The organism is Novosphingobium sp. fls2-241-R2A-195 (assembly GCF_030209485.1).
Classification (GTDB): domain Bacteria; phylum Pseudomonadota; class Alphaproteobacteria; order Sphingomonadales; family Sphingomonadaceae; genus Novosphingobium; species Novosphingobium resinovorum.
Genome location: NZ_JARVRY010000029.1, coordinates 1 through 20,937 on the forward strand (window position 1 = coordinate 1; position 20,937 = coordinate 20,937).

14 protein-coding genes and 2 pseudogenes are annotated in these 20,937 nt (G+C 60.7%); 9 read left to right on the top strand and 7 right to left on the bottom strand.

Annotated elements, in window-relative coordinates; all coding sequences use genetic code 11:
* Nucleotides 1–206: 206 nt before the first annotated feature.
* The gene (locus QRN25_RS21905; protein ID WP_285021352.1) at nucleotides 207–1,091 is read left to right on the top strand and encodes a DUF1838 family protein; all 885 of its coding nucleotides are present in this window, start codon (nucleotides 207–209) and stop codon (nucleotides 1,089–1,091) included.
* A 238-nt stretch (nucleotides 1,092–1,329) separates the two neighbouring features.
* On the opposite strand, the gene QRN25_RS21910 is transcribed toward QRN25_RS21905, so the two are convergent.
* The 3 genes from QRN25_RS21910 to QRN25_RS21920 all read right to left on the bottom strand — a co-directional run bounded on the left by QRN25_RS21910 (nucleotide 1,330) and on the right by QRN25_RS21920 (nucleotide 6,797).
* Nucleotides 1,330–2,070 carry an SGNH/GDSL hydrolase family protein gene (locus tag QRN25_RS21910; protein ID WP_285021353.1) on the bottom strand — a complete coding sequence of 247 codons (741 nt, stop codon included), beginning with the start codon at nucleotides 2,068–2,070 and terminating at the stop codon, nucleotides 1,330–1,332.
* A 252-nt stretch (nucleotides 2,071–2,322) separates the two neighbouring features.
* Entirely contained in the window at nucleotides 2,323–3,825 is a 1,503-nt protein-coding gene (locus tag QRN25_RS21915; protein ID WP_285021354.1) for a glycoside hydrolase, read from the bottom strand.
* A 65-nt stretch (nucleotides 3,826–3,890) separates the two neighbouring features.
* The gene (locus QRN25_RS21920) at nucleotides 3,891–6,797 is read right to left on the bottom strand and encodes a DUF8487 domain-containing protein (protein ID WP_285021356.1); all 2,907 of its coding nucleotides are present in this window, start codon (nucleotides 6,795–6,797) and stop codon (nucleotides 3,891–3,893) included.
* A 321-nt stretch (nucleotides 6,798–7,118) separates the two neighbouring features.
* On the opposite strand from QRN25_RS21920, the gene QRN25_RS21925 reads away from it, so the two are divergent.
* Complete coding sequence (locus QRN25_RS21925; RefSeq protein ID WP_285021357.1) at nucleotides 7,119–9,905, top strand: TonB-dependent receptor; 2,787 nt, start codon at nucleotides 7,119–7,121, stop codon at nucleotides 9,903–9,905.
* Between the two features lie 103 nt (nucleotides 9,906–10,008).
* Here QRN25_RS21925 and QRN25_RS21930 read toward each other — a convergent pair whose 3' ends face one another.
* Together QRN25_RS21930 and QRN25_RS21935 are read right to left on the bottom strand one after the other, a co-directional pair.
* Nucleotides 10,009–10,758: a FadR/GntR family transcriptional regulator gene (locus tag QRN25_RS21930; RefSeq protein ID WP_502910489.1), complete on the bottom strand. Its 750-nt coding sequence runs from the start codon at nucleotides 10,756–10,758 to the stop codon at nucleotides 10,009–10,011.
* Between the two features lie 83 nt (nucleotides 10,759–10,841).
* Entirely contained in the window at nucleotides 10,842–11,699 is an 858-nt protein-coding gene (locus QRN25_RS21935) for an SMP-30/gluconolactonase/LRE family protein (protein WP_285021360.1), read from the bottom strand.
* 200 nt (nucleotides 11,700–11,899) lie between these two features.
* On the opposite strand from QRN25_RS21935, the gene dgoD reads away from it, so the two are divergent.
* The 7 genes and pseudogenes from dgoD to QRN25_RS21970 form a co-directional block, all read left to right on the top strand.
* Nucleotides 11,900–13,060 carry a galactonate dehydratase gene (dgoD, locus tag QRN25_RS21940; protein ID WP_285021361.1) on the top strand — a complete coding sequence of 387 codons (1,161 nt, stop codon included), beginning with the start codon at nucleotides 11,900–11,902 and terminating at the stop codon, nucleotides 13,058–13,060.
* Entirely contained in the window at nucleotides 13,054–13,782 is a 729-nt protein-coding gene (locus QRN25_RS21945) for an SDR family NAD(P)-dependent oxidoreductase (protein WP_285021362.1), read from the top strand. Before dgoD ends, QRN25_RS21945 begins: the two co-directional genes overlap by 7 nt.
* Entirely contained in the window at nucleotides 13,783–15,204 is a 1,422-nt protein-coding gene (locus QRN25_RS21950; RefSeq protein WP_285021363.1) for a sugar porter family MFS transporter, read from the top strand. It begins immediately after the preceding gene.
* A complete protein-coding gene (locus tag QRN25_RS21955) occupies nucleotides 15,201–16,070 on the top strand; it encodes a 2-dehydro-3-deoxygalactonokinase (protein ID WP_350224266.1) in 870 nt (289 codons plus the stop codon). Before QRN25_RS21950 ends, QRN25_RS21955 begins: the two co-directional genes overlap by 4 nt.
* Nucleotides 16,067–16,696 (top strand): 2-dehydro-3-deoxy-6-phosphogalactonate aldolase, encoded by a 630-nt coding sequence (locus QRN25_RS21960; protein ID WP_285021365.1) that lies wholly within the window; start codon nucleotides 16,067–16,069, stop codon nucleotides 16,694–16,696. Before QRN25_RS21955 ends, QRN25_RS21960 begins: the two co-directional genes overlap by 4 nt.
* 81 nt (nucleotides 16,697–16,777) lie before the next feature.
* Nucleotides 16,778–20,014, top strand: a complete 3,237-nt coding sequence (locus tag QRN25_RS21965) for a glycoside hydrolase family 2 TIM barrel-domain containing protein (protein WP_502910490.1) — start codon at nucleotides 16,778–16,780, stop codon at nucleotides 20,012–20,014.
* A gap of 149 nt (nucleotides 20,015–20,163) precedes the next feature.
* Nucleotides 20,164–20,265 (top strand): annotated as a pseudogene (locus tag QRN25_RS21970) (IS110 family transposase); the annotation flags it as partial.
* Here the strand turns inward: QRN25_RS21970 and QRN25_RS21975 are convergent.
* Together QRN25_RS21975 and QRN25_RS21980 are read right to left on the bottom strand one after the other, a co-directional pair.
* Nucleotides 20,262–20,395, bottom strand: a pseudogene (locus QRN25_RS21975) (transposase); the annotation flags it as partial. The pseudogenes QRN25_RS21970 and QRN25_RS21975 overlap by 4 nt on opposite strands.
* A 282-nt stretch (nucleotides 20,396–20,677) precedes the next feature.
* On the bottom strand, nucleotides 20,678–20,937 hold a 260-nt coding region (locus tag QRN25_RS21980), incomplete at its 5' end, for a transposase domain-containing protein (protein ID WP_285021367.1).

Sequence of the window (20,937 nt, forward strand, 5' to 3'; positions counted from 1 at the left end):
GACGGTGGCCACCCTCTCAGGGAAACCTTCCTACACCACCCCGCGGGACACGACCGGGCTCGTCCCTTGCATTGAGTTGTAGGCTTCCCGCAACGCTGCTCACTGTGCGATTACCCGAACGGCGGTCAAGCATGCATAAGCTGTGGTGTGTCGCCCGCTATGGGCAACAGTAGCCGTTTCCATGAAGCGGGGGCGTTATGTCAAACATGTTCGATCTTACTCGGCCGCACCGGCGCGATGCCTTGAAGCTGGGGTTGGGCATCGCGGCATCCGCTGCTGCGATGCCCTTGCCATCCGCTCAAGCTGCGACGCGGCGGCTTGATCCCGCAAACCCCGCGGATGCCCGACTTATTTATCGCAAACTGCGGTATCGTACGGATGACGGACTGCTTTTCTCGTGGATCAAGGGGCCATACATGGCGTCGATCAGCGGCGACCTCGTTCCCATGTATGCCCTCAACCTTGGGGCGATCCAACGCGTGACACAAAATGCGGACGGCAGCTTCAACCTCATCGATCTGGAAATCAGTTTTCGGGTCGACGCGCAAACCGGCGAGCGACTGAAGACCTTGCGCAACCCCATCACGGGAGAGACGGTGCCAGTCGGCGGACGCGGTCCGATCCCGACCCATCTGAAAGTATCCGCCGACAATGAGTTCGTCATTCCCGAGTTGCCAGGCCAGCCCAGGTACGAACATGAGCACGTGCCAGTTAGTTTTTTCCCGCTCGGACGCACTGAACTCGCCATCCGCGATCGTTCGCACGCGCGTGTAACCGCGCCGGACGGCTCGGTTTCGTTCCTCAACGAAGTCAGCACGATCGCAGGCCCTAGCGAACTCGTGCTCGATCCGACCACGACCACGGTCAACGCGCGTGTTCAATCGAACGATGTCCGCAGTTGGCCGGCATGGCTGAATATGGGTGATCGTCCCGGATCGTTGGCGCTGTTCGCCAACGGCGGCAAGGTCAGCCGTTTTGCCGATCTGCCCGATGATTGGCATGCGATGTTGAAGATTTACTATCCACAGATCGCTGCAGATCCGATCGCGGTACTGGACGGTAAGGTCAAGATCGACGCTTCAAGCTGGTAAAGGTAGGGGGGCAAGCCAGCGTACATTGCCAACCACGCTGTGGCGGCGTCGGTTGCCGACTGCCCAAGCCGTTCGGCCACGAGCCGTACGCGAATGGGCCTGATCAATGGAAATTAGAATAAACGCTGGCCGCTGATTTCTCTGAGCACGTCGATCCGAGCTTGGCAGTTCGGATTGACCTGACTGCGTATATGCTCAAGTCGCGCTCACTGGGTCAATTTCCGTCCCCCGGGGGGCATCATTTTCGCACTTTCGCAAGATGTGCTTCAAGCGCATTAGCTATTGCCAGCATCCCTCGAGCATTGGGGTGATAAGGGATAAAGCCCTTGGTGCGAGCAGCCGAAAATCCGGTAATCCAAGGATCAGCGCTACACACAGCATGGCTTTGTGAGAGCACGGAGGCCTTGACGATTTCGCTGCCCGTCTCGGCCGCTACTCGCGCTGTAAGTGAGGCAAGCTGAGCAGCCGTTGCCCTGATTGCATCGGCTTGCGTCCCGTTCATCGGCGCTGCCGTGCATTGCCCCCGGTCCGGCAGGACAGAAAGGTAATCAACGAAGACAAGGCGTGCCGCAGGCGAACGTCGATGAACCTCTGCAGCTATCCCTCGCATGCCGGCGTCGAGGCTGCGCCACGGGTCGGAGGATGGCGAGGGGATGGGGCATTTGAAGGCGGTGACGGACCGCGCTGCCGTCACGCAAGAGGCAGACCAGAGCATCCCAAAATAACCGACATCGTTCCCGCCAATGGTTACAGTCACAAGCTTCGTGTCTGGCGTTAGCGCCTGCACTTGTGGGGGCAACTCATTCCAAGAACCAAGGACGTGTGCCGTCGTAGCGCCGCTGCAACTCACGTCCGTGAGTTGCAGGTCGAGGCGGCGTGCGATGATATGGGCAAAATTATCGTTCGATCGCGCGCATCGATTGGTCGGTTGATCCGCAGAAACGGTAACACCCAGGCCGGCGGCGAAGGAACTGCCCATGGCAACATAGCGTGCACCAAGCGCGATCGGCGCGAATTGCCTATGGCTCGGAGTCGCACATCCCGCAGCCATGCCGACCAGAGGCAAGGCGAACGGCCACGTCAATCTCGTTTGGCGCAAAAGATCAGGTCCCTTTCAAAGCACGCCCGCGTTTGCGCGAGAAGGACAGCTACTCCGCCGGTCCGTCTGACGTAGCAAGCACCGGTATCAAATTGACCGAGCAGCGATGATCGGCGACTCATAAAGCGACGATTACCGTAACCGCGTAAGCATCACGGTGGTGATACTCCTTGCCGGTATTCGCGCCTCAAAAGCACTCGACTTGATAAAGTCGGATGTTTGCGCAGCCTTGTGGTCGTCATCGCTCACGATAGTTCGCACCTGCCAGGCGCGCCCCTTCAAATCCGCGGTCGAAAGCGCAAGCGAGCGGGCAAATGGTCCGTGGTTGACATGGACAATCACAGCAGTGCCGCCGTCAGGGGATATCGCGGTGACTGTGTCGGGGTCATCGTTGCGTACCAAGCGGTATCCTGGGCGGATGTATCGACTGAAATTGGCCATCGCCCAATACTTCGATGTGACATGAATGCTCATATCGGTCGGTTTGAGCGACGACATATCGGCGCGGATTAAACCCCAGTTGGATCCCGCGTCATCACCGGTGGCGCTTGGCTCGACGCCTTGCCACATAACCCAGGCCGACGGTTCGAGCCGCTTGAAGTCCAGCACGATCTGCTCGCCGAATGCGAGAGCGGATGCTCGATCCGCGAAATCCTGCTTCATGTTCGAAGCCGACAGATCGACCTCCGACATCCACAATGGCAACCCTGTCACCCTTGCCACGTCGCGAGGCCCGGTTGAACCGGTGGTGCTGTAGGTATGAGTGTTAAGCTGTCCGACCACTGCGCGCGCGGCTTGATCATATCCTGACCAGTCCTTTACGAAGGTGTCCGGGTTGGTCTCGTCCATGGCGGACACAAGCGCGGTCAAGCCGTGGCGTCGCAGCGCCTGCGAAGTTGCGACCAGCATGCGCGCCTGGGCCGCTGGGCTGAAGTAGTTTCCTTCCTGACGATTGCCGGCAACCCAATATGGCGTATTGGGTTCGTTAAGCGCAGCGAGGCTGTGGAAACGAATTCCGTGCCGCTGCTCAAGGCCCTTCATCGCCAGCACAAGATAATCGGCGAACTGCTTTTCGAAACCGGGCCGCAGGTTTTCCTTATACGGTTTGGCGGCGCCGGCAACGTCGCCGCTCACGGTCATGAACCAGGGCGGCGAATAGGCGGCGGCTTCGACCATCAGATCCTTTGCTGCCACCCGGTCGCGCACGGCGTCGAGCCACCACTGCTGGCCAGGGTCGGCATCCCAGTCCCACATTGCCGGGTCTTCCGGGCGCCACCAGTCGTTCCCGTTTGCATTTCCAGGCATCCGCCACATTCCCGGAACGTTCGCGTTCGCTCGTGAAAGCGGAGGCGTGCCCGGTTTGCGCCCGCCAGCGATATTGTAGCGCGCGATCGTCCAGCCAAGTCCGTCAGCGCCATAGAACAGGTCGGCAAGCTTGGATCGGATCGGGTCCGGCCACGTTCCAGTGGTGCTCGCGAACCATGCCAGGGACGTACCCCACCCCTGGAACGTTGTCTGCGGCTGCGACCATTGCACCTTAAGCGAGATCTTCAGGTCCGGCGAGCCCTGGGTTCGAGCCGCAGACGAGGTAGCTGGTGCGTCACTTGCGCCGCCGGGCGTGGGCAGGGCGAACATCAGTGCTCCAGCGAAGAGCACTGTGCCGGCCAGGGAGCGCCCGGCCTTGTGGAAGCTGGGAGGCATCATGACTTCACCAAGGACTTAAGTTGCACAGGCGACACGTCCATCGCAGGACGGAAGGCATCGCTTGACATGTATGCGAGCAGACTGTCGCGCAGCTGCGGCGTGACCGGGTCCGCAGGATCGCTTGTATCGAGCGGGAAGCCGCACAGGATTATGCGGCCCTTGCCGACACGCAACTCGACGACGAGGCCGAGCGGGCGCGCGGTGAACCAGTCATCGATGACGCGTACGATCGGCTCGACCCCGGCCGGCAGCAGATCCAATCGGAACGCTCCGGCACTGTGCATCGGGTACCACCACTGCCAGTTGCTATGAGCGTCGGTCGGGAACCGGGCAAGGGCAGGGTGTTCGGGATCGCACAGCACGCCGAGTGTCGTCGGGGCCTGGCGCTCGGTCCAAAGCGTATTCCAGAAGACGCTCGAGAACCCGAGCTTGACCGGCAGCTTATCGTAGTTCGCAACCTTTGCTCCCGGCACGCCGACGAGTACATCGCCTCCCGCTTCCAGATGGTCGAGAACGCCCTGGTCGATGGTCGACGCGATGCGGACACTGCCCGGAGGTGCGGCCTGGGCCTGCTGGGGGTAGATCCAGACATCCCAGTCGTTTTCCGCTATTGCGGCATGACCCGCTGTGATGCGCACAAGCAGCTTCGCCGCACACGCATCCTGCACCGTGATCGCAGGTGCCGCAGACAAGTTGAGCGGCGCATTTCCCAGCGGGAGTTCGTCAAGTGCGAACGAGCCTTGCGCCAGGATTTTGCCGGATTGCGCGGCGACATACCATTCGACAGCGACGTGCTTTAAGGCCTTCGCACCGAAGTGCGCGACGTCGATCACGAACGGTAGCGCTTCGCCGGAGCGGATCACCCGCTTCTCGAGGCGCGCGAGAGGAACGATAGAGTTGCAGAAGCGCCGATATTCCGCGCCGGTAACGTAGCCCTTATCATCCCAGAAAGGATCGAGGACGCCGACCAGCGCGGTGCCTTGCCCTGGGAAGTCCTGCAGTCCCAGTAGCTGGAAGCCGCCCATTCCATGTGTACGCAGCGCGCTCTCGATGTCTTCCTTGTAGCACAGCACCTGCAGGCGCCCTGAGGCGTAGAGGAACTCCGGAGCCAGCCCCAGCATGCCGCTGTCGCGAAGGCGATCTGAAAAAATCTCGAAATTGCGAGCCTTGAGATAGCCGGTGTATTTACGCACCTCGGTAAGGTTCGGATAGACGCACCACTGGCCGATCTCATGACTTATCACGGGCACTTGGTACTTGCCGACAAAGCCCCGGTAATCGGTGACGGTTTCCGGCGCCTTGCTGTTGATACGCGAGGCGAGCTCCTCCCCCCAGTTCTGTATTCGCGGGGTGGGGGTCACATGATAATGATTGTCCGCGATCTCGGGCCATCCCGAGCCGGACGTCCACAGGCGGCGCGGGTCCTTTGCCTTGTAATGGCGCACGTAGGCACCCAGGAATGCGTCGCGCCGGGCGTCGCCCTGCTTGGTTTCTCCGCCGCCAGGCTCGTTGCCATGGGTCATGAGGATAAAAGACGGGTGATTGCCATGGGCAGCAAGAATGCGATCGCTTTCCTGGTAGACCCATTTATCGACGGGCTTCCCGCTGCCGATCACGACGGACTGGTTGGCCCAGACGGTTTCGATCTGCACGTAGATGCCGGCTTCGTCCGCAGCGTCGAACGCAGCTTCAGGCGGGCAGTAACTATGGAACCGAAGATGATTCAGGCCGTAGTCCTTCGCCCGGCGCATAATCGTGCGCCAGCTTTCGATGTCGGTCGGTGGGTGCCCGGAGAGCGGGAAAATGCTGCATTCCAGCGCACCGCGGAACATCATCGGCCGCTCATTAATGCGGAAGCCCTTAGCCGTGCCAGTGAGGTCGCGCCAGCCAAACCGACCTTTCCAGGTCTCGCCATTGGAAAGCTCGACCTCTGCCTCATGGACAACGGGATCGAACTCGTCCCATGGACGAAGCGCCTCTTCATTTGCCGTGGGCACTTCGATCACGGCCTCGAACCGACCCGCGCCGCCGGACCAGGAGACGTCGACTTGCTGACGGATACCCGCGAAAGAAACGATCGCCGTCAACGCAGGGGCGGGCCTTCCAGAATTCGCTAATCGTCCAGCCACGCGCAACGTCCGGTCCTGCCGCTGCGGATACAGGTCCACGCCTTCGATCCAGGCGTTCTCGGTCGCCCGAAGATCTATCCGGCCGGCTATGCCGTTCCAGTTGCCTTGTGTGTGGTCTGTCACGCCGTGACCGTTGTGGCCGATCTCCACGATCATACGGTTGTCGACGCGTATCGTCAGCTGATGTCGTCCGGGAGGCAGCGAACCCAGATCGTAGACATGCGGAACATGCAGCGCATCACTACGCCCGAAGCTGCGTCCGTCGACCCACACACGAGTTTCCCAGTGCGGGCGCTCGATAAACAACTCGACGCGTTTTCCGGCCCAGTCCTGCGGGATATCGATGTCCCGCTGGTACCAGGCTGGGCCGCGATACCAGGTGTCGGGCTGAAGGAAGAAAGGAACCTTTACATTGCCGTCACGCCGGTAGGCGGCATATTCAGGAGCGGTATAGAACGACTTGTCGTTGATGTCTCCCGTCCAGGGCGTCGCCACGGTGACGGCATTGCCGACCCGCTGTTCTTCAAGGCTGCCAGGCAGGAAGCTTTGGTCAGGCAACGGCCTGTTGAACCATCTCCCGGAGATGCCGACGTCCTTTTCGTCGAGCAGGCGCCGCCAGGTACCGGCCAAGGCGATGTCCTTACCGCCTGACTCGGCCGCGTGACCCGACCGCGCCAAGGCAATGTCGGTAACTCCCATGAACGGGACCACAGCCAGCGACTTAAGCAGGCCGCGCCGCTTGATCAGGCCGAGAGCCTCCGAATTCTCCAACATCCTCTCTTCGCTCCTTGATTTGCTCTAACGGTCAGACGGGTGCGCAACCTGCCTACTGATGGAATTTTATATGACTTATATCGCTGGAGGAGGGCGTGCAACCCGGTATGCGCCTTTTCTGCGAAAGGCGAAAATGGACCAAAATGTTAGCGAAATCCGGTAGTCGCGACAAACCCATCGTGGGTGAGAAAGGGATAAGCGTGCTGAGCTTGACCTGAGCCTAGCAGAATCACCAAAAACAAATATTACTTATTGACGCGGCAGGTCGATCCGTTATGGCGACGGAAATATCTTCAAAGCAGAAGAACGAGGAGGGGTGAGGTGTCCCAGAAATTCAATGGTCGGGTGATTGGTCGAGTTTCCATGCTGGCTCTGGCGATGTCGCTGGCCCCGGCGGTCCATGCGCAGTCGGGCGATGGCGCGACCGCCGGCGTGGCCGATGATCAGGCGCAGGACATCATTGTCACGGGTGTTCGCGAAAGCCTTAACTCGGCGCAGGAGTTGAAGCGCCGCTCCGACCAGATCGTTGATTCGATCCAGGCTCAGGATATCGGCAAGCTTCCCGACGCGAACACGGTGGAGTCGCTGCAGCGCATCACCGGTGTCCAGATTCAGCGTCGGTATGGCGAAGGCGGAACCGACGTCGATCACCGCACGCAGCCAGCCATCGCGATCCGCGGCTTGACCCAAGTGCGTACGCTGATTGATGGTCGCGACACCTATTCCGCATCTGGCGGCAGAAATTTCGATATCGAGGCGCTGCCGCCAGAGCTCCTCGCCGGGATAGATGTCTTCAAGAACCCGTCGGTGGAGGTCATCGAAGGTGGAATTGGCGGTGTTGTGAACCTGCGAACTCGCTTGCCATTCGATCAAGCGGGGCAGCTCATCAATTTGACTGGCCGCATCAATTACTACGACCTTGCTGGAAAGTCTGGAGGGGCATTGTCGGGCCTCTACAGCAATCGCTGGGATACTGGTGCTGGCGAAATCGGTCTGCTGCTCAACGCGGTCTACACCAAGTCGAAGTTTCGTCAGGATGCAATCCTCGTGCAGCCTTTCTTTGATGTAGAGCCGGGGACGATCGCGGGCGCGCCAGATGGCGCCCGTGCTCCGGGCGGCTTCCAGATTTACGACGAGCTTGGTTCGCGTGAGCGCATCAGCCTTGCCGGTGCGTTCCAATGGCGCTTCAGCGACCGGCTGACTCTGACCCTCCAGGGTCTGCACAGTGATTACGGTTTTCAGCGGGCGGGCCGCTATTTCTACAATACGACCCACGGTCAGGACCCTATCGCGACTCCGGGTGCTCAGTTTACCTTCTCGGAAGACGGCCGCGCGACCAGTGGTTCATATAACAACATGGTGTTCGAATCGGCGCGTTACGACCAGGACATGACGTCAAAGAACAGTAACTTTACCGGCAAGCTCGAATGGAAAATGTCGGACGTGCTCACAAGCTCGTTCGACGCACAGTATCTCAAGTCAAGCTACGATGTCGACGGCAACGGTTTCGTCATCTCGCAGTTCTTCGATGGCGGCGAGTTGCCCTCAGCGTCGCCGAACAAGAGCACGATTGATTTCGACATCACCGGATCACCGACCTGGAATGTGCGCGATCCCGGTCTACTGACGGATCCCAGCAGCTATCGCTTCGCCTATCTGGCGGACTATCTGACTCGAAACGACACAAACCAGCTTGCCCTGCGCTATGATGTCAAGTGGGAGCCGGTCGGGTCATTTATCAAATCGGTCGCGGCTGGTGCCCGCTACGCCAGCAGCAAGGTCACCCTTCGCAGCTACGGCGATGGCTTCTGTACGTTTACCAGCGGCAATTCCGCAAGTTGCGCAGCCCCGGCCGGCGCAGGATACATCCCCTATAGTGCGGATCGCAGCGACTTCATTGAAAGTGGGCCGGCAAAAGGTTTCTTCAACGGACAGACACTGAGCGGCGTTCTTTATCCCGGCTTCCCCAGCGGCAGTCTGTTCAATAGCCTGACCGAGACTTACACCGAATTCGGGGCGGAGCGCCGGTTGCGCTTCAATCCGGCGGAAATCAACCGTCAGACTGAGAAGACCCTTACCGGCTACGTCAGCGTGCGGGCAGGTACCGACATCGCAGGCATTCCGGTCGATGGTTCGGCTGGTGTCAGGGTCGTGCGTACGAGGACTAGCTCGGATGGGTATCTGTTCCCGTCCGATCCGACGATAGATCCGACCGACGCTGCGCAGCTCGAGGCAATCACGGTGGGCCGCAGCTACACATCGGTCCTACCCAGTTTCAACTTGCGTGCGGAATTCACGGACAAGCTACAGGCGCGCTTTGCCTTCGCGAAGGCAATTGCGCGGCCTGACTTCACGCAAATGGCGACCAACGTAAATCTGGGCCCGCCCACCGTCGTAAATCCTCAGACTGGCCGCCCTGGTGGATCTTCTGGGAACCCGCTTCTCAACCCGATCAAATCGACACAGTTTGACGTATCTCTTGAATGGTACTTTGCACGCGCCGGATCGCTGACTGCGGGCGCTTTTTATAAGGACGTGACCGGCTTCCTGACCAGCGGCATCGTCGTGCGCAATTATGGCGGCGTCGATTACGACATCAGCACGACGGTCAATTCAGGGTCGGGCAAGGTGAAGGGCGTAGAACTCGCATACCAGCAGTTCTTCGATTTCCTCCCGGGTGTATTCAGTGGGCTTGGCCTGCAGGCTAATTACACTTACGTTGATAGTAGTGTTCAGAACCCCTTCGCTCGCCCGGGTAGCGACATTCCGGAGCAGGTGCCCTTGGAAAAGCTGTCCAAGCACAGTTACAATATTGTCGGGCTCTACGAGAAGGGGCCGGTTTCGGCGCGACTGGCTTACAATTGGCGCGGTAAATACCTCGACACGACCGTTGGAAGCGGGGCTACTGGGCAGCCACAGATGCAGAAGGCTTATGCCAGCCTCGATGCATCGATCAGCTACAACGTGACCGAGAATCTGGCGTTCACTCTGGAAGCGGTAAACATCAACAATCGCATGAACCGCACTTACATCGGCGTCCCGAGCGAACCGCTACAGTATACCCTTAACGACCGTCGCTTCGGCCTTACGGCACGGGCAACCTTCTAAAGCGCAGGCGGCGTCGATCCTCCAAATGACGTCGCCAACCTCCGCGTCCGGAGAGCCCTCCTCCCAACAGCTCGCCGGACGCGGAAATCTTAAAAAGTAATATTTAAAAGTCCGGCCGTTTCTCATGGCCGCCTGCCTGTAGCAGCAGGTCGAGTGCTCCCTGGATTAGCTCGTGCATTAACCGGATGGCACGGGCCGCGTCGCCCTCCATGATCGCGGTCGCAACCTTGCGATGATCCACTGCGCTGGCCCTCGTAACCCCGGCATAGGCGTTGGTACGCCGGATACTGAACCGCAGGGTCGATTCAGTCAGATCGCGAAACTGGCGCATGAACCGGTTGTTGCTGGCCTCGAGCACCGCGACGTGGAACGAGATATCGGCCTCAAGGGGATCGTCCTCCCCTCGCTCTGCCGCGAACATGCGCTCGATCGTCTCAACGATTTGCCGGCGTTGCGCCCCGGAAGCGGCGTTCGCGGCCAAACCTGCCGCCCGTGGCTCGATCGCCATCCGAATCTCTGTGAACTCGATCAGGAGGTCGACAGAAAACTCCCGCTCCAGCAGCCATTTGAGCACGTCGGGATCAAGCAGGTTCCAGTTGGTTTCCGGCTCTACTACCGTCCCGGACCGTTGGCGAGGGCGCAGCAGTCCCTTGGCCGTCAGCATCTTGACGGCTTCACGCACTACGGGCCTGCTGGCGTTGTACTGCTGGCACAATTCCGCTTCGAACGGGAAGCCCGTGGCGCTGGTGAATTGCTGCGTGACGATCGCCTTGCCCAAGTCGTGGACGATGTGGGCGGTGAGGTTGCGCCCCCCGCGCTGGATATCGGCGCGATCGTCCGAAGTCTCGACCATGCCGGGATCGGCCCCGAGCGCTTTGTCTTGGTTATGCATCGCGGGCAACGCTAGCCGAACCGCCGAGCCAAGTCAGCATCCCTTTACTTTCCAAACCGATGACCTACGAGACCTGTAACGCCGGCATCGATCTCGAATAGTTTTCCGGCATGCTCCTCGTCCTCGCGTCCTAACGTTGACGAGGTTACGAAGAGGCGGTCGAGCCCCTCACCGCCGAACGCGCAGCTTGTAATGTTTGTCGCCGGCATTTCCACGGAGCGCATGAGTGCGCCGTCGGGCGCAAAGCGGGAGACACGAGCGCCGTCCCAGTGCGCGATCCAGATGCACCCTTCGGAGTCCGTGGTCATGCCATCGGGATAGCCCCAGGCCTGGTCGAATTCCACCCACACACGCTTGTTTGCAAGCGTCCCTTCTGGCGAAAGGTCGAAGGCGTAGACCTGCCTGGCCGCGCTGTCGGTGTGGAACAGGGTCGATCCATCCAGGCTGAACGTAGGTCCATTCGTAACGCCATAACCGTCGTCGAGCCGCTCCCAGCGACAGTCCGTATCGAGCCGGTATAGGGCGCCGGTCGCGCTGTCATCGACATCATTCTTTGAGCCCGCCCATATCCGGCCCCAGCGATCGACTTTTGCATCGTTGAGCCGGTTGTTTTGCCGATCGGTCTCCGGCTCGCCAAACAATCGACTTGAGCCATCTTCCAGGTCAAGCATGGCGAAGCCGCTGCGAAGGCCCGCAACCAATTTGCGGCTTCCCTTTTGCGGAAGCACCCAACCGATGGGTTCTGAAAGGATCAGGCTATGGTGCACGCCTGTCAGCGGATCGAACCGATGAACTGTCTGGCCGACGATATCCACCCACAGCAGTTCGCCACGGATCTCGTCCCAGACCGGCCCTTCACCCAGCGTGTCCCTGCCAATTCTCTCGATAATCGCGACTTCCATGAATCGGGGCTCCTGCCGTCAGTACGATAGAAAAAATATGATATTATGTTGACCGTTGTCGAACCTCTCCATTAAAGCAAGCCTCAAGTCGGGTGGACCGGCTACAAGTTTTAGAAAATGAAGGTCTACGCACATGGGAACGATGCAGGGGACCGGCGGTCAAGGCCGGGAGCGAAAGCAGGGCGCTCGGAGTGCAGCGTATGTTTGACGAACTGCTCGACAAGATCGCGGTAATCGAATGCTTCGCGGTGCGGCCACGCTGGCTGTTCGTGCGCATCGAGACGACGCAGGGCGCTGTAGGTTGGGGCGAGGCGACCCTCGAAGGGCACGGCGAAGCAGTCATGGGTGCGATCGACGCGGCTCGCGATCGGTTGATCGGGCATGACCCGGAACGGATCGAGGATGCGTGGCAGATGCTGCATCGTCTGAGCTTCTACCGGGGCGGGCCGGTGCTTCTTTCCGCCATCTCCGGTATCGATCAGGCACTGTGGGATATCAAGGCGCGTAAGCTCGGCGTGCCGCTCTACCAGCTCCTCGGAGGCCGGGTGCGCGATCGCATTCCCGTTTACGCCTGGATTGGCGGCGATCGTCCGCAGGACGTGGCAGCCGGCGCGGCTGCGCGTAAGCAGCAGGGCTTCAAGGCCGTCAAGATGAACGGGACCGAGGAAATCGGATGGCTGGACAGCCCTGGTAAGATCGATGCCCTTGTCGAGCGCGTCGCGCTGGTGCGCGAAACCGGGATGGATGTCGGCATCGATTTTCATGGCCGCGTTCACAAGCCGATGGCGCGCCAGATGCTGCGGGCGATCGAACCGCTGTCCCCTCTCTTCGCCGAAGAAGTCCTGCTAAGCGAGCACCCCAAGGCGATCGAGCAGCTTTCGCAGCATACATCGGTCCCGCTGGCACTCGGCGAACGCCTGTACAGCCGCTGGGATTATCGGCCCTTCTTCGAAAGCGGCGCAATCGACATCGCCCAGCCCGACCTCGCTCACGCAGGCGGAATCTCGGAATGCCGTCGCATCGCCGCGATGGCCGAAACTTACGACGTCGCATTTGCGCCGCACTGCCCGATCGGTCCGATCGCACTTGCCGCATGCCTTCATCTGGCGGCGGCAACGCCCAACTTCGTCATCCAGGAAATGTCGCTTGGCATCCACTACAACGGTCCTTCCGAGGATCTCGCCACACTGATGCGGAACCCCGACATATTCACAGTCAGCGAAGGCACGGTCGCGATTCCCTCTGAGCCGGGGCTTGGCGTGGATATCGATGAGGACGCCGTGCGCGCGATGGCGAGCGATCCGCATCGCTGGCGCAATCCCGCCTGGCGCGGGGACAATGGGGAACTGCTCGAATGGTAAAGCGCGGCGTCATCGTAACCGGCGGCCTTGGCGATATCGGCATGGCCGTCGCCAAGGCGTTCGCAGGAGAGGGAGCGGCTATCCTTCTGGCCGATGCCAGACAGGACGATGGCTCTGCAGTAGCGGCGTTGACTGCGGCGGGCGCTTCGATGGCGCTTAGTGTCGGCGTCGACGTTTCGGACGAAGCGGCTGTGGCCGGCGTGGTGGAGACGGCGATAGCCACGTTCGGCCGTCTCGATGTCGTGGTCAATGTCGCCGGGATCATGATCTACAAGCCGATCGTGGACCTCACGGGGCACGACTGGCACCGCTTGCTTGGTGTCAACCTGGTCGGCGCGGCGCTGTTCACAGGTCACGCTTTACGGCTGATGGCTAGCGGGAGTAGCGTGGTCAACATCGCTTCCGTTCACGCAAGACGGACTTCGCCTCTGGTGGCGCCTTACGCTGCAGCCAAGGCAGGACTGGTCAGTCTCACGCGCTCGGCAGCCATCGAGGGCAAACGCCTGGGTATCCGTGTCAACGCGATCCTTCCCGGTGCCATCGAAACCGCGATGCTGCGTGCAAGTCCCAACATCGCGTCAGGAGCAGAAGTGATCGACCCGGAAGACCTCGGCCAGCCCGAGGACATCGCCGCGCTCGCGCGCTTCCTGGCGTCCGATGACGCCCGCTTCATCACCGGCGAGGACATTGTTGCCGACGGTGGCAGGATGGGGAGACTTTAAATGCACGCGATCGATATCGGAGGTGCAACCGATGCCGGTCCGGCTCCGGAAGGCGCTTCGGGCGCAGTCTGGCTCGCTGCGGCGGTCTCCGCGCTGGGCGGTCTGCTGTTCGGCTACGACTGGGTCGTGATCGGCGGGGCGAAGCCGTTCTATGAAGCCGCGTTCGGCCTTGTCTCCCCGACAGACCAGGCTTGGGCGGTCAGCTGCGCTCTCATCGGGTGTCTCACGGGCGCCATGGCTTCGGGCAAGCTCGCCGACCGGGCAGGGCGCAAGCGCGCTCTGCTGGTGGCGGCCTTGATCTTCGCCGTCTCTTCGGTCGGCACCGCGTTGGTTGATGGCATCGGCGCATTCGTCGCCTGGCGTATCGCCGGGGGCGTCGCCATCGGCATGGCGTCGGGTCTTTCACCACTTTACATCGCCGAGATCGCGCCCCCATCGAGCCGGGGCAAACTGGTATGCCTCAACCAGGTCGCGATCGTCTTGGGGCTGCTTGGCGCGCAGATCGTCAACCTCATGATCGCGCAGCCAGTGCCGACCGCAGCAACCGCGGCTGACATCGCCGCTTCCTGGAACGGACTGTACGGGTGGCGCTGGATGTTTGCCGCCGCCGGAGTTCCGGCGGTCGCCTTCTTTTTAGGCGGGTTCCTCATTCCGGAAAGCCCGCGCTGGCTGGCTCAGCAAGGCCGTTGGGACGAGGCGCGGGCAGTGCTGCTTCGCTTCGGCGGCGCAGCTTATGCCGATTACGCGATGGATGAGGTGCGCCAGGCGCTAGCCGCCGCACCGGGGCGTAGCCTGGGCTCCATCGTTGCGGAACCGCGCTTTCGCAGGGTGCTGGTCATCGGCGTCGTGCTGGCCGTGCTGCAGCAATGGTGCGGGATCAACGTCATCTTCAATTACGCGCAGGAGATCTTTGCGTCAGCCGGTTATGCGGTGTCGGACACCCTGTTCAACATCGTCATCACTGGCGTGGTCAACTGCGTCTTCACCGCAGTGGCCCTTCTCACAGTCGAGCGGTGGGGGCGCCGTAGGCTCTTGCTGATAGGCTGCATTGGCCTGACCGGGATCTACCTCGTTCTAGGCGCCTGCTATCTTGCTGGCCTCCAGGGCCTGCCGCTGCTTGTACTGGTTGTCGCGGCGATCGGCTGTTACGCGATGACGCTGGCACCGGTGACCTGGGTTGCGCTTTCGGAGATATTCCCCGGCGAGGCGCGGGGCGCCAGCATGGCGATCGCGACCACCGCGCTATGGTTTGCCTGCTTCGTGCTTACGTTCACCTTCCCGCTTCTCAATGCGGCTGCCGGCACCGGGTTGACGTTCTGGCTTTACGGTCTGGTTTGCGCCGCCGGCTTCATCTTCATTTTCCGCAACCTTCCTGAAACGAAGGGCAAGACACTGGAACAGATCGAAGAGGGGTGGCGGTGAACGGGCCCTTCATTGCCATTGACTGGGGCACCACCAACCGGCGGGCCTACGTCATCCATGAAGGCAAGGTGATCCATTCCGAACGTGATGGTGCGGGTGCCGCTGCCGTCAGCGACTTTCCAGGCGAAGCTGCCGCGTTGCGCAGCCGGTTGGGTGATCTGCCGATGCTGATGGCCGGGATGGTCGGCTCGGGCATCGGTTGGCGGCAAGTGCGTTATGTCCCGGCGCCCGCAAGTCTTGCCGATCTGGCGGCGAACGTGGAGTTCATCGACGAGCGTACAGCCATCATACCGGGCATTAGCTGGACTCGCGACGATTTACGCTGCGATGTTATGCGCGGCGAGGAAGTCCAATTGCTTGGAGCGATGGACGCTGGTGCTGTTCCAAACAAGGCGGTGCTATGTCAGCCGGGTACCCATTGCAAATGGGCATGGCTGGACCAAGGCTGCATCACCCGTTTCGTCACTTCCATGACCGGCGAATTGCTGGCGCTCCTGCGTGGCCACAGCCTTCTTGCCGCACAAATTGAAACCGGAAGCGATGATGGCGAGGCTTTCGCGCGGGGAGTGTCCCTTGGCAGCGAGCGGGATCTGGGTGCAGCCCTCTTTTCCGTTCGCGCAGACGGTCTGCTTGGCCGTCTCTCGAATGCCGAAGCCGCATCTTTCACGAGCGGCATCCTTATCGGGAGCGATGTTGCGGTTCGCCTTCTCGAGATCGGAAAGGCAACGGTGCACATTCTTGCGGATGCCTATCTCGGCGGTCTTTATTCCGCTGCGATTGCCCAGCTCGGCGGCCATGCGCGGATCGTAAGCAGTCATGATGCCTTCGTTGCCGGCATCTGCGCAATCCAGGAACGTCTGAAATGAACCATGTAGACCATTTCGAAGCCGCGTTCGCGCGCTGCCCGCTCATTGCCATTTTGCGCGGGGTGCAGCCAAGCGAAGTCGAGGCGATAGGCGAAGCGCTTGTCGAGGCAGGTTTCACCCTCATCGAGGTGCCGCTCAATTCACCCGACCCGCTGGACAGCATCGCCAGATTGGCAAAACGTCTCGAAGGCCAGGCTGTGGTTGGAGCGGGTACCGTCCTGGAAGCGGATGATGTTGCCAAGGTCGAGGCGGCGGGCGGCACCATGATTATCTCCCCCAACTTCAACGCCGATGTGGTGAAATCGACTTCGGCGCGGGGACTGGTGTCTCTGCCCGGCGTGGCCACCCCCTCGGAAGCGTTCGCGGCGCTGCGTGCGGGCGCTACGGCGCTCAAGCTCTTCCCGGCCGAAAGTGCAACGCCGGCTGTCCTGAAGGCTTGGCGCGCGGTGCTGCCGATCTCAGTCAAGGTTCTGCCTGTCGGCGGCATCGCACCTGATTCGATGGGCCCGTGGCTGGCGGCAGGCGCCGCAGGATTCGGTCTGGGCTCCGCACTCTACAATTCTGGTGCGGATGCCTCTACCGTCAAGCGCAACGCCCTGAGCTTCGTGGGCGCCCTGACGGACTGAAGAACCAAGCAGGCCGCGCCTGCCACAGAACCAGGCCCGCGTTCGAGAGCGGGCAGGAAGAGGATGCCCATGCGTCAGATCATGCTTTCCAGCGCGCTAGCCATAGCGGTTGCCGCGATAACCATCGAGACGCCGGCGCGCGCGCAGGATGGGGGGCCGCAGGTCCAGCCTGTGCAGGTCGACGCATCGCGACCGGATTGGGAAAACCCCGCCGTCAATGCCAAGGGTAAGTTGCCTGCGCGGGCGACGGGCTTTCCGTTTGAAAGCCGGGACCTTGCACTCGCAGGAGATTTATCAAAGTCCGCGCGCTTTCTCTCGCTGAACGGGGAATGGAGCTTTTCCTTTTCACCCAGCGCCGAAAATCTGCCGACCGGATTTGAAATGCCTGAGTTCGATGTGTCGGCCTGGAAGACCATCCCGGTCCCGGCGGACTGGCAGGCGCACGGGTATGATCAGCCCCGCTACAACAACATTACCTATCCGTTCCCCGCGAACCGCCCGCTCATCCCTCACTCGACCAATCCGGTAGGGTCATACCGGCGTGACATCAACCTTCCAGCGGGATGGTCGGGCCAGAACGTGGTCCTGCACATCGGTGCTGCGGGCTCGGCGTACTATGTCTGGGTCAACGGCGAGAAGGTGGGCTATTCCGAAGACAGCAAGCTGCCGTCCGAATTCGATGTGACCCGTCATATGCGAGCGGGCCGAAACACGATCGCGATCCAAGTCTTTCGCTGGTCGGACGGCTCTTACCTGGAAGATCAGGACTTCTGGCGCGTCTCGGGGATAGAGCGCGACGTTTACCTGACGTCAGTGCCTGCGGTGGGTATCCGAGACGCGTTCATCCACGCAGGTCTGGACGAAACCTACCGTGACGGACGCCTGAAGGTCGACCTCGCCGTGACGCCCGGCAAAGCTGCGACGGCGCGCATTACGCTGTTGGACGGCACCGTGCCGATCGTGAACAGGACTGCCGCGCTCGCCGCCGGCAAAGCCGAGCGAGCCTTGAGGCTACAGGCGAATATCCCGGCCGTCCGAGCCTGGACCGCCGAAACTCCCAACCTTTACACTTTGCTGGTCGAGTTGCTTGATGCGAAAGGCACGGTCATCCAATCGACGCCGTGGCGCGTCGGATTCCGCTCCATCGCGGTCAAGGATGGGCTTGTCACCGTCAACGGCAAGCCGATCACCATTCGCGGCGTAAACCGTCACGAACATGACCCCGAAACCTTTCATGTCGTTTCGGCCGAGCTTACCGAAAAAGACGTGCAGCTGATGAAGCGCAACAACATCAACGCTGTCCGCACCTCGCACTATCCCAATGACCCGGTGCTCTACGATCTGGCCGACCGCTACGGTCTGTATGTCATGGACGAGGCCAACATCGAGAGCCATGCTTACATGGACTATGCCAACAAGCACCCGGAACGGCGCGGCGAATTGCAGCTGGGCTTCGATCCGGCTTGGCGAGATGCCCACGTCAGCCGGGTGACCAACATGATCGAGAGGGACAAGAATCACCCATCTGTGATCTTCTGGTCGCTGGGTAACGAAGCCGGCATCGGACCCAACTTCGCGGCGGCGGCAGCGGCTGCCCGCGCACGCGATCCGGAGCGGCTGATCAGCTATCTGGGCTGGGGTACCTTCGACCGCCAGTCGGACGACCACAGGCCCAATGCCTATACCGACATTTACGCACCGATGTACGACCCGGTAAGCCGCCTGCTGGACTATGTCGCCAACTGGAACTTCACTCAGCCGCTGATCCAGTGCGAGTACGGCCATATGATGGGTAACTCTGGTGGAAACCTGAAAGAATACTGGGACACCATCTACGCCCATCCCGATAAACTGCAGGGCGGGTTCGTGTGGGACTGGGTGGATCAGTCAATGTACCGCTACACCAAGGATGGCCGCCGGTATTGGGGTGATGGCAGCGAATATGGTCCCAATCCTGGCGGCGAAATCGAGTTCGGGGACGGCCTGCTTCAGTCCGATCGCACGCCCAATCCGCATCTGTATGAGCTCCGCAAGGTCTACGCGCCAATCCAATTCGAAGCTGCAGATCCCGCCAACGGCCAGGTGATCGTTCGCAACCGGCACGATTTCCTCGATCTGTCCGGCTTCACGTTGGATTGGGCACTGGAGGAGAACGGCGTCGTCGTGGCAAAGGGAGATCTGCCCACTCCTCAAGTTACTCCGCATGGTGCTGGATCCCTCGTCCTGCCGGTGGCCAGCTTCGCTCGGCGCGCCGGGGCGGAGTACTTCGCGACTGTACGCGCCCGCGCCAAGGACGGCCGGCAAGGGGCCGGCCCGGAGGATCAAGTGGTGGCGTGGGAACAGTTTGCGCTGGGAGGAGTGATTGAAGCGCCTGCTCTCCCTTCGTCGGACACCGCAGGCGTCAAGACGGCGCAAACGGGGCCGGAGATTACTCTGGCTGCGGGAGAAGGACGGTTGGTGCTCGATCGCAAGACGGGGCTGATCCGATCTTACGAAGCCGCAGGCAAGTTTCTTCTCTCCGGGGGCGCCCCAAATTTCTGGCGTGCGGTCACCGACAACGACATTGGCATTGGGACGGACCGCCAACTCGCCGTCTGGAAAACTATGAGCCAGGTTCGCAAGGTGGCCTCGGTCACCCTGCGCAAATCGCCGGCAGGCACTGCAGCCGTTTCCGTGGTCTTCGACCTTGGCGAAGGGGCGGCGCGCTTTACCACTTCCTATCGCATGCTGGGCGACGGCAGCATCGATGTCGACGGCACTTTCGAGCCCATCGACAAGCAGCTTCCCCCACCATTTCGCATAGGCCTCGCATTTTCGACCTCGCAGGATTTGGATACCGTGGAGTGGTATGGGCGCGGGCCGCATGAAACTTATGTGGATCGCAAGACCTCGGCACCGATAGGTCTTTGGAGGGGACCGGTTGCCCATCAAAACCATGATTACATTCGCCCCCAGGAGACCGGGAACAAGGTTGATGTCCGCTGGCTAGAGCTTTCATCGGGGGAGCGGGGTGTGCGAGTGCAGGGAGCGACCCCTCTTATGATGAATGCCTTGGCATTCCCCTATGCCGACCTTGACCGGCATGCACCGGGAACCTGGAAATCGAGCGACATCAGGCCGCATGACAGCGGGGCCTTGCTAATAGACGCGGCGCAATGGGGTATAGGCGGAGACACGCAGTGGAGCGAATTTGGCAAGCCTTTGGCAAAGTATCGCACGGTTCTGGAACCGGCGAAGATTTCCTTCCGGTTTTCGCCATTCCATGGGGCGGGCACATACCGCGTAGCATCCGCAGCAGTATCCTCGGAAGGAGAGTAATTGTCACAAATTCTTGAGCATGACGAAATTGCGGGCGCGGCGGCCCTTGGCCAGATACACGGGATGACTGGAAGGTTGGTTGGCCCCCGATAAGATGAAGAACGGGCTCACGATTTTGGACCGGGCCCAGCATGAAATGGAGGACAACCATGAATCAACATATAGGATTCGATGTCTCCCTGAAAGACACTTCGATATCGGCACGTCAGGATGGCAAGCGCGTTTGGCGTGGCAAGTATGCGTCCGACCCAAAGCGTTCGGGTATCTCCGACCATGGCGAGCCGTTGCGCGGAAGCGCCATAAGATACCGTTCAAAACTCGCCGGTCATCGACACGGGTAACGCCGCGCGGCTTATTCGGCAGCAATGGCTCGATGATCAACTATTCTCCGTCTTTCAGTTTGCATCGCCGCCGCCATTAAGCCTCCATCGTAGTAGAAAGGCGGAATCAGCTTTTCAGTGAAAACGAAAGCCAGTTTGGAGGGGACTACTCATAAGATGCCCCCACTCGCATCAATGCCGCCGCATGCTTCCAAGGATTTGCATCGAACGGCCCCTGCCAGTCATGCGTAAGCGCGCATTTCGTAGCACGCTGCTTCCGGAGGCAGTGCGGCCATCATAGTTGACGTTGGACGAGACAGGCCACCGCGGCGACGTCGGCAGGTCAGGCGTGTTTTTCGAAGTTGAATGGCTGCAGGTCGTCGATATCGGCGTCGTGAGGTCGCTGGGGCAGTTCAGTAAGAACATGGCGTAGCCACGCGAGAGGCTCGACGCCGCAGGCGCGGCAAGTCAGCATCAGGCTATAGGTGACGGCGCTCGCCCGTGCGCCGTCCACGGTATCGCAGAAGAGCCAGGATTTTCGTCCCGTTGCTATCACATGTTCATTCTGCCCATGTCGGGCAGATGGTAGAGTTTCACTACCGT